This window comes from Halolamina sediminis (assembly GCF_001282785.1).
Taxonomy (GTDB): Archaea; Halobacteriota; Halobacteria; order Halobacteriales; family Haloferacaceae; genus Halolamina; species Halolamina sediminis.
Genome location: NZ_CVUA01000001.1, coordinates 464,799 through 480,007 on the forward strand (window position 1 = coordinate 464,799; position 15,209 = coordinate 480,007).

At 68.6% G+C, this 15,209-nt stretch carries 13 protein-coding genes; 4 read left to right on the forward strand and 9 right to left on the reverse strand.

Going from position 1 to position 15,209, the window contains the following annotated elements; all coding sequences use genetic code 11:
* Positions 1-19: 19 nt before the first annotated feature.
* Positions 20-1,948 carry an ABC transporter ATP-binding protein gene (locus BN1959_RS02415; RefSeq protein WP_053947125.1) on the forward strand — a complete coding sequence of 643 codons (1,929 nt, stop codon included), beginning with the start codon at positions 20-22 and terminating at the stop codon, positions 1,946-1,948.
* Between the two features lie 536 nt (positions 1,949-2,484).
* On the opposite strand, the gene mtnP is transcribed toward BN1959_RS02415, so the two are convergent.
* Positions 2,485-3,351, reverse strand: coding sequence for an S-methyl-5'-thioadenosine phosphorylase (mtnP, locus tag BN1959_RS02420; RefSeq protein WP_053947126.1), 867 nt, complete (start codon positions 3,349-3,351; stop codon positions 2,485-2,487).
* A gap of 130 nt (positions 3,352-3,481) precedes the next feature.
* On the opposite strand from mtnP, the gene BN1959_RS02425 reads away from it, so the two are divergent.
* Positions 3,482-4,924, forward strand: a complete 1,443-nt coding sequence (locus BN1959_RS02425; protein ID WP_053947127.1) for an MATE family efflux transporter — start codon at positions 3,482-3,484, stop codon at positions 4,922-4,924.
* A 27-nt stretch (positions 4,925-4,951) separates the two neighbouring features.
* On the opposite strand, the gene BN1959_RS02430 is transcribed toward BN1959_RS02425, so the two are convergent.
* From BN1959_RS02430 to BN1959_RS02445, 5 genes are all read right to left on the reverse strand, one after another.
* A complete protein-coding gene (locus BN1959_RS02430; protein ID WP_053947128.1) occupies positions 4,952-5,908 on the reverse strand; it encodes an AEC family transporter in 957 nt (318 codons plus the stop codon).
* Positions 5,909-5,973: 65 nt separating this feature from the next.
* Positions 5,974-6,231, reverse strand: a complete 258-nt coding sequence (locus BN1959_RS02435; protein ID WP_053947129.1) for a hypothetical protein — start codon at positions 6,229-6,231, stop codon at positions 5,974-5,976.
* Between the two features lie 50 nt (positions 6,232-6,281).
* Positions 6,282-7,268 carry a magnesium/cobalt transporter CorA gene (gene corA / locus BN1959_RS02440; protein ID WP_053947130.1) on the reverse strand — a complete coding sequence of 329 codons (987 nt, stop codon included), beginning with the start codon at positions 7,266-7,268 and terminating at the stop codon, positions 6,282-6,284.
* A complete protein-coding gene (locus BN1959_RS14965; RefSeq protein ID WP_202594633.1) occupies positions 7,265-7,435 on the reverse strand; it encodes a hypothetical protein in 171 nt (56 codons plus the stop codon). The genes corA and BN1959_RS14965 overlap by 4 nt, the downstream gene beginning before the upstream one ends.
* A 41-nt stretch (positions 7,436-7,476) precedes the next feature.
* Complete coding sequence (locus BN1959_RS02445; protein WP_053947131.1) at positions 7,477-8,244, reverse strand: alpha/beta fold hydrolase; 768 nt, start codon at positions 8,242-8,244, stop codon at positions 7,477-7,479.
* An 87-nt stretch (positions 8,245-8,331) separates the two neighbouring features.
* Here BN1959_RS02445 and BN1959_RS02450 point away from each other — a divergent pair, with 87 nt between their 5' ends.
* Positions 8,332-8,541 (forward strand): hypothetical protein, encoded by a 210-nt coding sequence (locus tag BN1959_RS02450; RefSeq protein WP_053947132.1) that lies wholly within the window; start codon positions 8,332-8,334, stop codon positions 8,539-8,541.
* 19 nt (positions 8,542-8,560) lie between these two features.
* Here BN1959_RS02450 and BN1959_RS02455 read toward each other — a convergent pair whose 3' ends face one another.
* On the reverse strand, positions 8,561-9,199 hold the full coding sequence (locus BN1959_RS02455) for a hypothetical protein (protein WP_053947133.1): 639 nt from the start codon (positions 9,197-9,199) through the stop codon (positions 8,561-8,563).
* 61 nt (positions 9,200-9,260) lie between these two features.
* Positions 9,261-12,026 carry an alanine--tRNA ligase gene (alaS, locus tag BN1959_RS02460; protein WP_053947134.1) on the reverse strand — a complete coding sequence of 922 codons (2,766 nt, stop codon included), beginning with the start codon at positions 12,024-12,026 and terminating at the stop codon, positions 9,261-9,263.
* Between the two features lie 195 nt (positions 12,027-12,221).
* On the opposite strand from alaS, the gene BN1959_RS02465 reads away from it, so the two are divergent.
* A complete protein-coding gene (locus BN1959_RS02465; RefSeq protein ID WP_053947135.1) occupies positions 12,222-14,924 on the forward strand; it encodes a GAF domain-containing protein in 2,703 nt (900 codons plus the stop codon).
* 40 nt (positions 14,925-14,964) lie between these two features.
* Here BN1959_RS02465 and BN1959_RS14620 read toward each other — a convergent pair whose 3' ends face one another.
* Positions 14,965-15,123 carry a hypothetical protein gene (locus BN1959_RS14620; RefSeq protein WP_154018210.1) on the reverse strand — a complete coding sequence of 53 codons (159 nt, stop codon included), beginning with the start codon at positions 15,121-15,123 and terminating at the stop codon, positions 14,965-14,967.
* Between the last annotated feature and the right edge of the window lie 86 nt (positions 15,124-15,209).

A 15,209-nucleotide genomic window follows, 5' to 3' on the forward strand; every position in this document is an offset into this window, starting at 1 on the left:
CATTGCGTCGCGGTGAACAATGTCACATCCCTCCGACGAGGACGATCCCTTCGAGGATATCCGTCAGAAGACGGATAACCCGATGCGGCGGCTGTTCGAGGAGTACGGGCTCCCCAACGCCCGGTACTTCGGCATCGGCTTCTCCGGGAGCGTCGCCGCCCGGGTGCTCGATCTCCTCCCCCCGCTGCTGCTGGGGATCGCCATCGACGCGATCTTCGGCCCCGAACAGTTCTCCCTCCCGCTGGTCCCACAGAGCGTCATCCCCACCGAGACGATGCCGCAGTTCTGGTTCGCCATCACGCTGCTGGGCGTCTCCTTCTTCGGCGGGTCGGCGTTCCACTGGGTCCGAAACTACGGCTGGAACTCCTTCGCCCAGACGATCCAGCACAGCGTCCGTACCGACACGTACGACAAGATGCAGCGGCTGAACATGGATTTCTTCGCCGAGAAGCAGACCGGCGAGATGATGTCCATCCTCTCGAACGACGTGAACCGCCTCGAACGGTTCCTCAACGAGGGGATGAACTCGCTGTTCCGGCTCTCGGTGATGGTGCTGGGCATCGCGGGGATCATGGTCTGGCTGAACCCCCGCCTCGCGCTGGTGGCGCTGCTGCCGGTGCCGATCATCGCCCTCATCACCTGGAAGTTTATCGACATCATCCAGCCCAAGTACGCCACCGTGCGCAAGACGGTCGGCCACCTCAACAGCCGACTCGAGAACAACCTCGGCGGCATCAAGGTCATCAAGACGTTCAACACCGAGAGCTTCGAGTCCGAGCGCGTCGACGACGTCTCCCAGGACTACTACGACGCCAACTGGGACGCCATCGAGACGCGGATCCTCTTCTTCCCCGCGCTGCGGGTCATCGCCGGCATCGGCTTCATCATCACCTTCGCCGTCGGCGGCCTCTGGGTGCTCGGCGAGGCGCCGCTGTGGATCACCGGCGGGCAGGAGACGCTCAGCCCCGGCGTGTTCACGACCTTTATCCTCTACACGCAGCGGTTCATCTGGCCGATGGCGCAGTTCGGCTCCATCATCAACATGTACCAGCGGGCCCGGGCCTCCAGCGCCCGCCTGTTCGGGCTGATGGACACGCCCTCCCGGATCGTCGAGGATCCCGACGCCGAGGCGCTCGAGGTCACGGACGGTCACGTCGAGTACGACGACGTGAGCTTCGGCTACGACGAGGAGACCATCGTCGAGGACGTCAACTTCGAGGTTGAGGGCGGCGATACCCTCGCGCTGGTCGGTCCCACCGGCGCCGGGAAGTCGACGGTGCTCAAGCTCCTGCTACGGATGTACGACGTCGACGAGGGGTCGATCGAGATCGACCATCAGGACATCCGCGACGTGACGATCCCCTCGCTCCGGAAGAAGCTGGGGTACGTCTCGCAGGACACGTTCATGTTCTACGGGACGGTGTCGGACAACATCGAGTACGGCACGTTCGGCGCCTCCCACGAGGAGGTCGTCGAGGCCGCAAAGGCCGCCGAGGCCCACGAGTTCATCATGAACCTCCCCGAGGGGTACGAGACGGAGATCGGCGAGCGCGGCGTGAAGCTCTCGGGCGGGCAGCGCCAGCGGCTCTCCATCGCCCGCGCGATGCTGAAGGATCCCGAGATCCTGATCCTCGACGAGGCGACCTCGGACGTGGACACGGAGACGGAGATGTTGATCCAGCGCTCCATCGACAAGCTGACCGAGGACCGCACCACGTTCGCGATCGCCCACCGGCTCTCGACGATCAAGGACGCCGACCAGATCCTCGTGCTGGAGGACGGGCAGATCGCCGAGCGCGGCACCCACGAGGAGCTCATCTCGGAGGACGGGCTGTACGCCCACCTCTGGGGCGTGCAGGCCGGCGAGATCGACGAGCTCCCCGAGGAGTTCATCGAGCGCGCACAGGAGCGCCACGCGAAGGCCGACGTGGACGTCGACGACGATTAGGGAACTTCCTCGGCGGCGGATTTCTTCTTCGTCTTGGTGGGAGTAGACAGCATCCCGCCGCTCGTCGTTTCGACTGCGACCACGACCGCGGAGTGAGCAGGGCCACTTGCGACCGCACCGCCCCGCACAGCCCACGAACCTCCCCAGCCGACTCCTTCCCTCGTTTCACTCGGTCAGTCGTCCCTCGCGCTCGGCTCGCGGACGGAGCCGCTCGCGCTTCGCGCCGACAGCGACTGCGGTGCGGTAGCGGTGGACGCCTCGCGGCCGTTCACGGGAGCGAAGCTCCCGTTAGCCAATCAGAAATCTCCGATTTCTGATGACGGCAACCGTCGCCGGCCGCGGGGGGAGGGGTGGGGATTCGGTGCTGTGCCGGGCCTTGTGCCCGGCACCCTGCGGTCACAAGTGGTCTACGAACGAGCTGCTGTTGCTGTCGCAGTCACCAACGGTCGAGCCAGTCCCCTCACCGGTGAAACATACTGCCGTCACCGTCGAACCAATCTCCCCGAGAAAAAACGAGCCAAAACCGAAAAACCGGCTCAGTCGTCCAGATACTCCCCGACGAACAGGTCCACGCGCTCGCGGGTCTCCTCCGGGATCGCCTCCGTCGGCGTGTTGATCGTCCCTTCGAGCGAACTGTGGCAGTCGCACTCGTGGCCCTCCGGGAACGTCCGGATCGCCTCCTCGATCGCGGCCTTGATCGCTTCCTCGTTGGCCTCAGCGTTCTCCAGCACCTCCTGCAGCGTGACTTCGTGGTCCTCCTTCCAGACGTCGTAGTCCGTCACGCCGGCGAGCGTCGCGTAGCACATCTCGGCCTCGCGGGCCAGTTTGGCCTCCGGGATCGCGGTCATCCCGACGACGTCCCACCCCTGATCGCGGTAGAACTCCGACTCGGCCTTGGTGGAGTACTGCGGCCCCTCAATGCAGACGTACGTGCCGCCTTCCTCGACGCTGGCGTCGGTGTCGACGGCCTCGGCCGCGTTCGAGAGATGGTCGACCATCTCGGGGCAGTACGGCTGCGCGAACGGCTGGTGGACCACGATCCCGTCGCCGAAGAAGGAGAGATCGCGGTGTTTGGTGCGGTCGTAGATCTGGTCCGGGACGACGAGCGTCCGCGGCGGGAGATCCTCGCGCAGGCTGCCGACCGCGTTGGTCGCGAGCACGTGGGTCACGCCGACCTGCTTCAGCGCGTAGATGTTCGCGCGGTAGGGGAGGTTCGTCGGCGAGTGCTGGTGGTCCGGGCCGTGCCGCGGGAGGAACGCGACCTCCCGACCAGTCTCCCCGAACTCGCCGATGGTGACCGCCGACGACGGCGAGCCGTACGGCGTCTGGACCGTCACTTCGCGGGTGTTGTGCAGCGGGAGCGCCTCGTAGATGCCCGATCCGCCGATGAAGCCGATGGTCATGGTCGCCCGTTCGCCATCCAACGGAATAAACGGGGGCGGTTCGACGCCGACCCCCGAAACCGACACCGGCGGATGTACCGTGCTACCCACTGTTGCGCGTCTTCAAGAGCCCCGGCGACCTTCGATACGTATGACCTCCGCCCCCCACGTCGAACGCTCCTCGCTCACGCGGGGCCCGCTGCTCCGGCCGCTGGTCCGGCTGGCGTGGCCGCTGGTGGCGATCCAGCTCCTCCAGGTTGCCTACAACCTCGTCGACACGATCTGGCTGGGGCGGCTCTCCGCCGACGCCGTCGGCGCGCTCAGCCTCGCCTTTCCGCTCGTCTTCCTCGTGATCTCGATCGGCGGCGGGTTCACCGCCGCGGGCGCGATCCTCGTCGCCCAGCACACCGGCGCGGGCGGCGACCGCGCGGCCGGCCGGATCGCGGGCCAGACCCTCGGCTTCGTCGGCATCGTCTCGGTCGTCGTCGGGGCGATCGGCTTCCTCGCGACGGGGCCGCTGCTCGCGCTGCTACCGGCCGACCCCGTGACTGCCGAGCGGATCGTCCCCCACGCCGCCGAGTACATGCGGGTGTTCTTTCTCGGCTCGCCCGCCCTGTTCGGCTTCTTCGTGTTCTCGGCGCTGATGCGCGGCACTGGCGACACGCGCACGCCGCTGGTGGTGATGATCCTCTCCGTCGCCGTTAACGTCGCGCTCGACCCGTTCCTGATCTTCGGTTGGTGGGTGTTCCCGGCGCTGGGCGTCGAGGGCGCCGCGATCGCGACCGTCACCTCCCGCGGGATCGCGACGGTCGCCGGGCTGTACGTGCTGTTCGGCACCGGCCTCGGCCCCACGATCGAGCCGCGGGACCTGATCCCGAAGCCGGGGCCGGTCCGCCAGATCGTCGAGCTTGGCGTCCCGACCGCGCTGGAGCAGTCCGGCACCGCGCTCGCGATGGTCGCCGCCACCGCGATGGTCGCGACGTTCCCACCGGCGGTCGTCGCGGCATACGGCCTCGGGAACCGCCTCATCTCGGTCGTCACACTGCCCGCCATGGGGCTCTCACAAGCGATGGACACCGCGGTCGGCCAGAACCTCGGCGCCGCCGAGCCCGAGCGCGCGACCCGGGCCGTCAAGCTCGGGACGGGGCTGGTCGTCGCCGTGCTCTCAGTGGTCGCGATACTCGTCGCCGCCGTCCCGGAGCCGATCGTCGCCCTGTTCCTCCCCGCGACGACGGCGGGCGCCGTCGCGACGATCGACTACGCCGCGACGTACCTCCGGATCGCCAGCGTCGCGTTCGTGTTCTTCGGCGTGTTTCAGGTCGCGATGGGGACGTTCCGCGGCGCGGGCAACACCACGACCGCGCTGGCGCTCTCGCTGCTGGCGCTGTGGGTCGTCCGCCTCCCGGCGACGTACCTGCTCGCGTTCCCGCTGGGCTGGGGGCCGACGGGCGTCTGGACGGCCGTCGCGCTCGGGGACATCGTCGGCGCGATCGCCGCCCTCGCGTGGCTCTCCCGCGGGACGTGGAAGTCGGCGGTCGTCGACTCGACGCCGGTCTCGCCGGGACGGAACGTCCCCCGACAGAGCGACGACTAGCGCGTCACGGCGAAGCAACGAGGAAGACTACACGAGCGCGCCCGACTGCAACACCGAGATCAGCACCGTCAGCACCGGCACCGACAGCAGCGTCGTCGCCGCCACCGCCGTCGAGACGAACTCCGGCGCGCTGACGCCGCCGACCTCCACGTCGTCGGCGAACTCGATCAGCAGCACCAGCGGCGTCACCGCCGCGGGCATCGCCGACTCCAGCACGAACGTCCGGGCGACGGTGGGCTCCTCGAAGCCGACCAGCAGGGCGACGCCGACCGCGACCGCGGGCGCGACGACCATCTTCCCCACGCTCGCGACGCCGATCTGGAACGGCGCGGCGCCGAAGTCGGTGTTCGCGAGCTGGATGCCGAGGATCAGCAGCATCACGGGGATCGAGGCGTCGCCGACCAGTCGCAGCGTCTCCATCGCCGTCGATCCGCCCGCGGGCACGAGCCCCAGCGCCCGCATCAGCAGCCCCGCGGCGACCGCGTAGATCAGCGGGATGCGGAACACGCGCCTGAGCGCGCCCAGCCCCGCGCTCCCGCCGCCGCGGGAGGCGACGTACACGCCGACGGTGTACATCAACACCGACTGGGCGGCGACGTACAGCACCGCCACCCCCCGGCCGACGCTGCCGAACGCGAAGTCGCTGACGGGGATGCCGTAGTTGCCGGCGTTGGGGAACGTCGAGACGAGCACCAGCGCAGACAGCGTCGCGTCGTCGACGCCGAGCAGCCGGCCCGAGAGCTCCACCAGCGCCGCCATCCCCAGCGTGAACGCGGTGACCGCCGCGGCGAGGCGGAGCAGCGTCTCGCCGCCCAACCCCGTATCGAGCAGGCTGTGGAGCACCAGTGCCGGCGCGAGCACGTACACCGTCGCCGTGTTGAGCGGCCCGGGCTCCACGTCCCTCGCCCGGCCGAGGGTGAACCCGACCCCCGCGATCAGGACGATCGGCAGGATGGCCGAGACGAAGATGTCGATCAGTGCCACTACGGAAGCCTGATCGGCGCGGAATCAAGAGGGGTTCGGTCCCGGCGATCGGCTGCCGTAGCGAGTCACTGCTCGGCGATCTGGATCCCTCGGGCGACGACGTAGAGCAGGACGATCCCGGTCCCGACCGCGAGGACGAACTGGGCCAGGAGCGTGAACACTGTCCCGAGAACGGAGAAGCTCCCGAACAGTAACACGATCGAGAAGGGGAGAAACGCCGTCGCGGCGACCAACAGGACGAGTTTCCCGAGGGGGATCGCCTCCGAGAGAACGCGCTCTCGATCTATCGCGCCGGTCTCCTCGTCGACGAACGGGTGGGACACGAGTCCCGATACTCGGCGGTCCTACATGTCTCCACCGCCACCAGTCGCTGTTAGAGCCACCCCTGCCGGCGGAAGTGGCCGAGCAGCAGCATCGCCACCAGTGCCATCCCGAGCATCGTCGCCGGGTAGCCGTACGTCCAGCCGAGTTCGGGCATCGCGAAGGGCGTCCCCGCGAAGTTCATCCCGTAGACCCCGACGACGAACGTCAGCGGGATGAAGATCGCCGCGACCACGGTCAGCGTCTTCATCACGTCGTTTGTCGACTGGGAGACGGCGTTGAGGTAGATGTCCCGCGAGCCGCCGGTCAGGTCCCGGTACGTCTCGATCAGGTCCACCACCTGCACGAGGTGGTCGGAGACGTCCCGGAAGTACTTCTCGTTGCTCTCGGCGACCTGGGGCACGTCGCCGCGGGCGAGCGAGGAGACGGCCTCTCGGGCGGGCCACGCCACCTTCCGGAACGCCAGCAGGTCCCGGCGCACGCCGTTGAGCTCCTCGAGGATCTCCGGCTCGGGGTCGTGGAGCACCCGCTCCTCGACGGCCTCGATGTCGGTCTCGATCTCGTCGAGCACGTCGAAGTAGTCGTCGACGATCGCGTCGAGCACGCGGTAGGCGAGGAAGTCCGCGCCGCGGTCGGCGACGCGGCTGCTGTCCCGGGTCCAGGCGGGGGCCGTCGGCGCCACCAGTTCGAGCTCGGGCGGCGCGATCGTCACCAGCCAGCCGTCGCCGACGAACAGCCCGACCGACTGGGTGTGGATCTCCTTCCCGAACGCCACGTTGTCGCGCTGACTCAGCCGGGTCGTCTTCATCAGCACGAACGTGTGGTCGCCGTACTCCTCGGTCTTCGGCCGGGTGTTCTCGTCGAGGGCGTCCTCGACGGCCAGCGGGTGGATGTCGAAGCGGTCCCTGATCGCGTCCAGATCCGACCGTTCGCCCGCGGAGGCGTGGATCCACGTCTCGCCCGGAGCGTCGACGGCCGCGCCCACGTCGTCGTACTCCTCGACGCCGGCGCCCGTGTAGACGACCGCTTGGAGCGTCACGGCGCTCCCTCCGCCTGCGGGCCGGCCCCTGTCGTCACGAGCACGATCCCCACCATCACCGCCGTCAGCGAGAACGCCCGACCGGGGTAGGGAACGTAGAGCCCGACGCCGTAGCTCAGCAGGCCGGCGACGAGGAGGCCGCCGCCCGCCACTCTCCGTCGATCCATGGTTCGCGTTCGGGCGACGGGTAGTTAAAGCCGACCGCGCCCTACGCCGACTCCAGGAACGTCCGCAGCCGGTCGTTGACGACCTTCGACGCCTCGACGCCGACGAGGTGGCCGGCGCCTTCTACCCCGAACAGCTCCGCGTTCGGCAGCTCCTCGGCGAGCTCGCGCCCCCGAGCCGGCGGGCAGAGCCGGTCGTCGCCGCCGTGGACCACGAGTGTCGGCTCGGTGATCTCGTAGGGCTTCTCGACGGCGAAGGGTTCGAGGGCGGCGGCCTGTCGCTCCCAAGACTCGCGGTCGGCGTCCTCGGCGGCGCGCCACTCCACGAGCTGGCTGATCGCGTCAGCCTGCTCGTCGACGAACTCCCGAGAGAGCGCCGACTCCACCGACGTCCGGAGCGCCGCCTCGTCGCTCGGCGGCGCGAACATGGGCTCGGGATCGTAGCTGTCGCCCGAGAGCGCGGTGCCGAACAGCGTGAGCGATTGGACGCGGCCGGTCGTGCGGGCGAGTTCGAGTGCGACCATCCCGCCGAGACCGGCGCCGACGACGTGGGCCGACCGCACGCCGTGGTCCCGCAGCACCGCCACGGCGTCGTCGGCCAGCGTCTCGACGGTGCAGTCCGCTGGCGGATCGTCGGAACGCCCGCAGCCGCGCGTGTCGGCCACGATCAGTTCGTACGGCCCGGCGAGGGCGGCGTGCTGCCAGCCCCACTGCCACGCGCCGAGGCCGACGTCGCCACAACACAGCACCGCCTCGCCGTTGCCGTCGCTCTCGTAGTACAGCGAGACGCCGTCGTTGTTCGCGTGAGGCACGGGCGGCGGTTCGGCCGGGCCGGTGTTGACCGTTCCGGCGGAGAACCGATGAACAGGTTGAAACACGTCGATACTGACGGTTCGGCCATGCCTACGTGCGAACGCTGTGGCGTACAGCTCGACGCCACGGGTGGGGGGCTCAAGGACGCGCTCGGCCTCGCGAGCTACGACGGCTACGAGTGCCGACGCTGTGGGACACTGCTCTGTTCGGACTGCTACAACAAGCGGACGACGGAGCTCGCCGGGGCGGCACCCGACAGCTGTCCGCAGTGTGACGGGCGACTGGAGAAGCGGTAACGGTCGCGGTCGGTCGCCCTCACTCGATTTTCTCGACTGTCACCACTGTCGCCCACGCGTCGCCGACGACGTAGCCCGTCTCGTAGGTCTCGTTCTCGTACCGGACGTACTCCACGTCCTGTAGGGACTCGGGGAGCGAGCCCCACTTCCCGTACGGCGCGTAGTACTCGCCCTCGGTGATCGCGGTCCGGACTTCGTCGCGAACGCGGTCCGGGAGGTCTTCGAGCGCGACGACGGTCGCGTTCCCGCCGGGCGTGTCGACGGACGTTCGGATCTGGTAGGAGGCGTACAGCTCCCCGGAATGGGTGGAGATCTCGTACAACTCGCTCTCATATCGGACGTACTCGTGCTCCTGGAACGAGTCGACGTGCTCGAAGTCGTACCCCGCGGAGTCGTTCACGTACGACGTGTTCGGGACAAAGCTCGCCTCGCCGTCGATCGCGTCCCGGAACGCGTGCTGCTGTTGGTCGTTCAGCTCCTCGAACGCGACGACGCGCTCGGACCCGTCCGTACTCGTGGCGGGTGTCACTGTCGGCGTCTCAGTCGCCGTCTGCGTCGGGGTCGCCGACCTGTCTGTTCCGGGCGTGCCGACGCCGCCGAGACAGCCGGCGAGGAGGATCACAGCCGCGAGCGCGACGACGGGGGCCGATTTCCGCATACCCACACTCCCGCGCCGTCGGTTGAAACCTTTGTGCCGGGATCGTCCGAAAAACCGCCGCTTACGCCGTCTGCTTCTGGCGCAGCACGTCGGGCGCCTCGTCCAGCGCCTCGTCGAGCGCCTCCACGTCCGGGCCGCCGCCCTGTGCGAAGTCCGGCGGGCCGCCGCCGCCGCCGCCGACTTTGCGGGCGAGCTCGCCGATGACCTCCCCGGCGTCGATGTCGACGCCGTCGGGGACGCCGACGACGATCTGTGCGGAGCCGTCGGCGCCGGAGCCGACGACCGCGACCTTTCCGTCCTCGACCAGCGCGTTCGCGGTGGCCTGCAGCTCGTCGGCGTCGGCGTCGATGCGCTGGATCACGGCGGTCGCGCCGTCGACGTCGACCTCCTCGGCGTCCTCGCCGCCGCCCGCACGGGCTTCCGCGAGCTGCGATTTGAGGTCCTCGATCGTCTTCCCGCGCTCCTTCCACTCGGTGAAGAACCGCTCGGCGGCGTCGGGCACCTCTTGGGGGTTCACGTCGAACGTGTCGGCCGCGTCGTAGAGCGCGTCCTCGGTCGCCTGTGTCGCGTCGATCGCGGCCGCCCCCGCGGCGAACACGAACCGCTCGACGCCGTCCTGCACGGGCTCGGTGTTCAGGATCTTGATCGTCCCCACGTCGCCGGTCCGGTCGACGTGGGTGCCGCCACAGGCCTGCACGTCGTCGCCGACGTGGATCAGGCGGATGTTCTCTCCCGGCGGGATCCCGCCCTGGTAGAGGTCGAAGCCGTGCTCGGCCTCGGCCTCGTGGCGCTCGGGCCACTCCTGGCGGACGCTGGTGTTGTCGGTCACCATCTCGTTGGCGACGTGCTCGATCTGCTTGACCTCCTCGCGGCTCACGCGGTCGTAGTGGTTCACGTCCAGCCGTGAACTGTCGACGCCCTTCTGGGCGCCGGCCTGCCGGACGTGGTCGCCGAGCACCCGCCGCGCGGCCGCACCGACGATGTGGGTCGCGGTGTGGTGCTGCATCAGGCGGTGCCGGCGCTCGGCGTCGATTTTTCCGGTGACGAACTCGCCTTTCCCGGGGCTGTCAGTGGTCCGGTGCAGGATCACGCCGTCGCGGCGCTGGACGTCGACCACCTCGACGCTGCCGTCCTCGCTGACGAGCGTCCCGTGGTCGGCGGGCTGGCCGCCGCCCTCGGGGTAGAACATCGTCTGGTCGAGTACGACGTCGTACCCCTCCTCGCGGTCGAGGACGTCGAGGACGACCGCTTCGAACTCCATGCGGTCCTGATCCTCGTAGTAGAGCTGGTCGGTCGCCGGGAGGTCCCCGACGCGGTCCTCCTCCTGATCCGCCTCTTCGAGCGCCTCCTCGGCGTCGTGGCGCTCGGCGACCAGCGAGTAGAAGTCGTCGGGCTCGTTCACCTCGGCGCCGCGCTCGCGGGCGATCTCGGCCACCATCGACGGCTGGATCCCGTGAGAGTCGTACAGCTCGATCAGCTGCTCCGTCGGGATCGGCGTCCCGGCCGCGGCGTGGTCGTCGGCCAGCTGCTGGACCTTCCGTCGGCCGCGTTCGAGCGTCTCCTCGTACTTGCGCTCCTCGGTGCGGACGATGTCGCGGATCGTGTCGCGGTTCTCGTACCCCAGCCGCTCGGCCTCTCGGTCGACCAGCTCGTCCAGCGGCACGTCGATCCCCACGTCGTCGACGAGTCGCTTCGTCCGGCGGAGCACCATCCGGGCGAGGTAGCCCGTGCCGACGTTCGAGGGGACGATCTCGTCGCCGAACATGTAGGCCAGACAGCGCGCGTGGTCGGCGATCGCGTAGATCGACTCCAGCGGCTCCATCAGTTCCTCGAGCCGCTCGACGCTCACGTCCAGCCGTTCGGCGATGGTGTCGCGGGCAGCCTCCATGTCCTCGGCCTCGTCGATGTCCATGTGGCCCGCCAGCTTGGAGGCGCGGTGGACGAGATCGGCCTCCTCCTCGGTCATCTCGATCCCGGCGTTGTCCTTCAGGAACTCGATGGACTCGGGGTAGATCGCCTCGTACACCGTGGGCGTCCCCTGACTCATCCACGTCCAGCGCTCGATCCCGTACCCCGTGTCGACGACCCGGCGATCCATCTCGGCGTACGTGTTGCCGTCCTTCATCTCGTACTCGCCGTCGGGGTCCTGTTCGAGCATCATGAAGACGAGCGTCGCCAGTTCGAGCCCCTTGTAGATCACCTCGAAGGCGGGGCCGGCGTTGCCGCCGCCGACCCACGGGTCCTCGATGAACGTGATCTCCTCGCGGGGGACGCCCATCGACGAGAAGAACTCCTCGCAGTACTCGACACACTGGTCCTTCCAGTACACTTCGCCCTCGTAGGCGTAGTCCGTCCCCTCGTCGGCGTTGAACGCGTGGTGGCCGCCCATCTCGAACGCCATCGTGTGCCGGCCGGTTTTCCCGACGTTGTCGATGTCCTGCATCCGGATGCAGGGCTGGGAAACCACGAGGGGGTTCGCCGGCGGCGGCGACTCGCCGCTGGTGACGTGTGGTTGGAAGTCGTAGATCGACGCCTGCGTCAGGAGCACGTCGTCGCGCCAGCGATTGGCGGCGACTGGCGCGGGGTCGACCCGCTGGTGGTCGTGCTCCTCGAAGAAGGAGAGGAACGCCTCGCGCATCTCCGCCAGCGAGTACGACTCGTCGAACCCGGGATCGTCGATGAACCCGTAGTCCTCACAGGGGGGCTCCCCGCAGGTGTCGCGCTCGACGCGGCTCCAGAAGTGGGCGCCACACGACGAACAGGTCTGCCGTTCGAACCCGTTCTCGGCGAAGTAGTCGAGACGGTACTCGCTCTCGAGCTCACTCATTACCGGATGTGGTCAACCGCCGGGCAAAAGGATTCCGGGGTTCGTGCGGGCGAGTCGTTCGATCACCGACGGACGGGAGCCCCTGACCCGGCGGCGTACCCCGAACCTTACCGGGGGCATCAGACGCCCCTGTGAGACGCTCCACCGAAACACATATGCGACCATCTCGCAAGAGAAACAGTAGCTGTCTACACTGTGGCACATCGAACCGAGATCCTCGTGGTCGGCGAGAACCCCTGCGGGGCAGCGGGATCGCTGCTCGATCGGGACGGGTTCGCCGGTCGCGTCGAGGCGCCCGGGGCGGCGCTCGCTGCGTTCGAGGAGTCACATCCGGACTGTCTGATCGCCTGTGGCGACTCGATCCCGGCGTCGCTGGCGGCTGCGGCCTCCGAGGCCGGCTGCCCGATCGTCGACTGTCAGGGGGAGACGATCACCACGCGGAGCGAGGAAGGGGACGCGGACGACGACTCCGCGACCGGTCTCGGCGACCGTGTGACGGCGGCCGTCGGCGGCACGCCCAACCGCGAGCGGATCGCCCGACTCCACGAGGGTTCGGCGGAGCTCGTCGGGTTCGAGGAGCGGTCGAAGCTCCACCAGCGGATCGTCGAGATCGGGACCGAAGTGCTCGGGTTCGGTATCGCGGTGCTCTATCTCTACGACGGCGACGGGTTCCGGCTCGCGGCCTCGACCGACCCGGATACTCCGGAGACGGCCGATCCGGGGTTCGGCATCCTCTCGGCGGTGCGCCGGACCGGCGAGCCGGCGATCGTCGACGACATCGAGAACCACCCGGTCGCCGAACAACGCGTCGAGGAGTTACGCTCCGGTATCGCGGTCCCTTTCGGCGATATCGGCGTGTTCGGCGGCCTCTCGCCCGAGGTGGGGAGCTACGACGAGACCGATCTGGAGTTCGCCCAGCTACTGGCTAACCACGGTGCACAGGTCGACGCCCGGATACGCGCCCAGCAGAGCCTCCGCGACCGCCAGGTTCGGATCACCCGACTCCACGAGGCCGCACCGTCGTTGATCGGGGCCGAGACCGAGTCGGCGCTGTACCAGCGGGTGGTCGACATCGCGGCGGACGTGCTCGAACTCGACCAGTCGGTGCTCCTGATGGAACAGGACGGTGAACTGCACCCGGTCGGCGGCCGGACCGACAGGCTGGACCGGGTGTCGACCGAAGCGGGCATCGTCGGCCGGACGTACAACGAGGAGCGCTCGTTCCTCATCGATAACGCCGAGGTCAACCCCGACGCCGAACCGGCCAACGAGACGGTCAGGTCCGCGATCAGCGTCCCCGTCGGGAGTTCCGGCGTGTTCCAGGTGATCTCCGACGAGACCGGCACGTTCGACGAGGAGGATCTCGAACTCGTGGAGCTGCTGGTCGGCTACGCGGAGTCGACGCTCGACCGCATCCGCTCGGAGGAGGCGCTCCGGGAGTCCCGACGGGTGATCGAGCGGCTCCACACGTCGGCGATGGAGCTTGGCGCCGTCGAGACGGAGGCGCAGCTGCTCGACATCGCGATCGACGCCGCCGAGGACGTGCTCGATCTGGACATGAGCAAGCTCGACCTCCGGGAGGGCGACATGCTCGTCCCCGTCGCGGAGTCGGGCGGCATCGCCGCGGACGCGGGCCGGAAGATGCACATCTCCGAGGGGATCGCGGGCAAGACCGCCCGCACCGGCGACTCGTTCCTGCTCACGGACATCCACAGCGACCCCGACTCCCGGCCCACCAGCCCGGAGTTCGAGTCGGCGATCTCGGTGCCGGTCGGCGACCTCGGTGTGTTTCAGGCGGTCTCGACCGAGCCCGAGGCGTTCGACGAGGAGGATCTCGAGCTCGCGGAGCTGCTGATGGCCCACGTCGCGGTGGCGCTGCAGCGCGTCCGCGCGGAGGCCGACCTCCGACGCCAACGTGACAGCTTCGAAGCGCTGTTCGAGAACATCCCCGGTGCCGCCGTCTCCTACGAGATGATCGACGGCGAGCCGATCGTTCGCCGGGTCAACGGCGCGTTCGAGCGCACGTTCGGCTACGACGCCGACGAGATCGAGGGCGAGTCCCTCGACGAGTACATCGTCCCGTCCGAGACCGAGACGGAGGCCGACTCGTACAACGAGCAGCTCGCGAACGGCGAACGGGTCCAGACCGAGGTCGAACGCGACACCGCCGACGGCACCAAACACTTCCTGCTGCAGGTCACACCACTCGAGGTCGGCGAAGCGAACGCGCCCGGCTACGCCATCTACTCCGACGTGAGCGAACGGCGGGAGCGCGAGGCCGAGCTCCGCCGGCAGAACGAGCGCCTCGATCAGTTCGCGAGCGTCGTCTCCCACGACTTGCGCAACCCCCTCAACGTCGCATCGGGCTATCTCGATCTCGTCAGGGAGACTGGCGACCTCGGGAAACTCGACAACGCCGAAGACGCGCTCGACCGGATGAATCACCTCGTCACCGATCTGCTGACGCTGGCCCGCGAGGGACAGGACGTGGGCGAGACCCAGCGGATCGACCTCGACGCCGTCGCACGGCAGGCGTGGAACCACGTCGCGACCGACGGGGCGTCGCTGGCCGTCGACGCCGACGGGACGATGGACGCCGACCCCGACCGGCTGATCGAGCTGTTCGAGAACCTCTACCGAAACGCGGTCGAACACGCCGGCGCCGAGCCGACGGTCACCGTCGGCACGCTGCCCGACCGCGAGGGCTTTTTCGTCGCCGACGACGGCCCCGGCATCGGCGACGACGTCGACCCGTTCGACACGGGCGTCACCACCAGCGACGAGGGGACGGGGTTCGGCCTCCCGATCGTCGAGAGCATCGCCGAGGCCCACGGCTGGTCGGTGTCGATCACCGAGAGCGAGGACGGCGGCGCACGGTTCGAGTTCGAGACCGCGTGAGTCGTCCCACTCGATCGAAAAACGGGCGTCGAGCCGTCTCTCAGGGCGCCGTCACCAGCACGAACACGAGCAGCGCGGCGACGGCGACCAGCAGTACGTGACCCGCCGCGGCGAGTATGGCGGGAATCCCCGCAGCGACACGCTCGAGCGGCGTTAGCGCTTCGCCGAACACGTCTTCTTCGAGGGTTGCGATGGACATGGTCCTTCTACCTCATCGTTGTACCCCCTCTCAAAAATCGGGCCCGACGATTCCGAGAAACTGGGAACGCCGGTGACCGTCGGAAC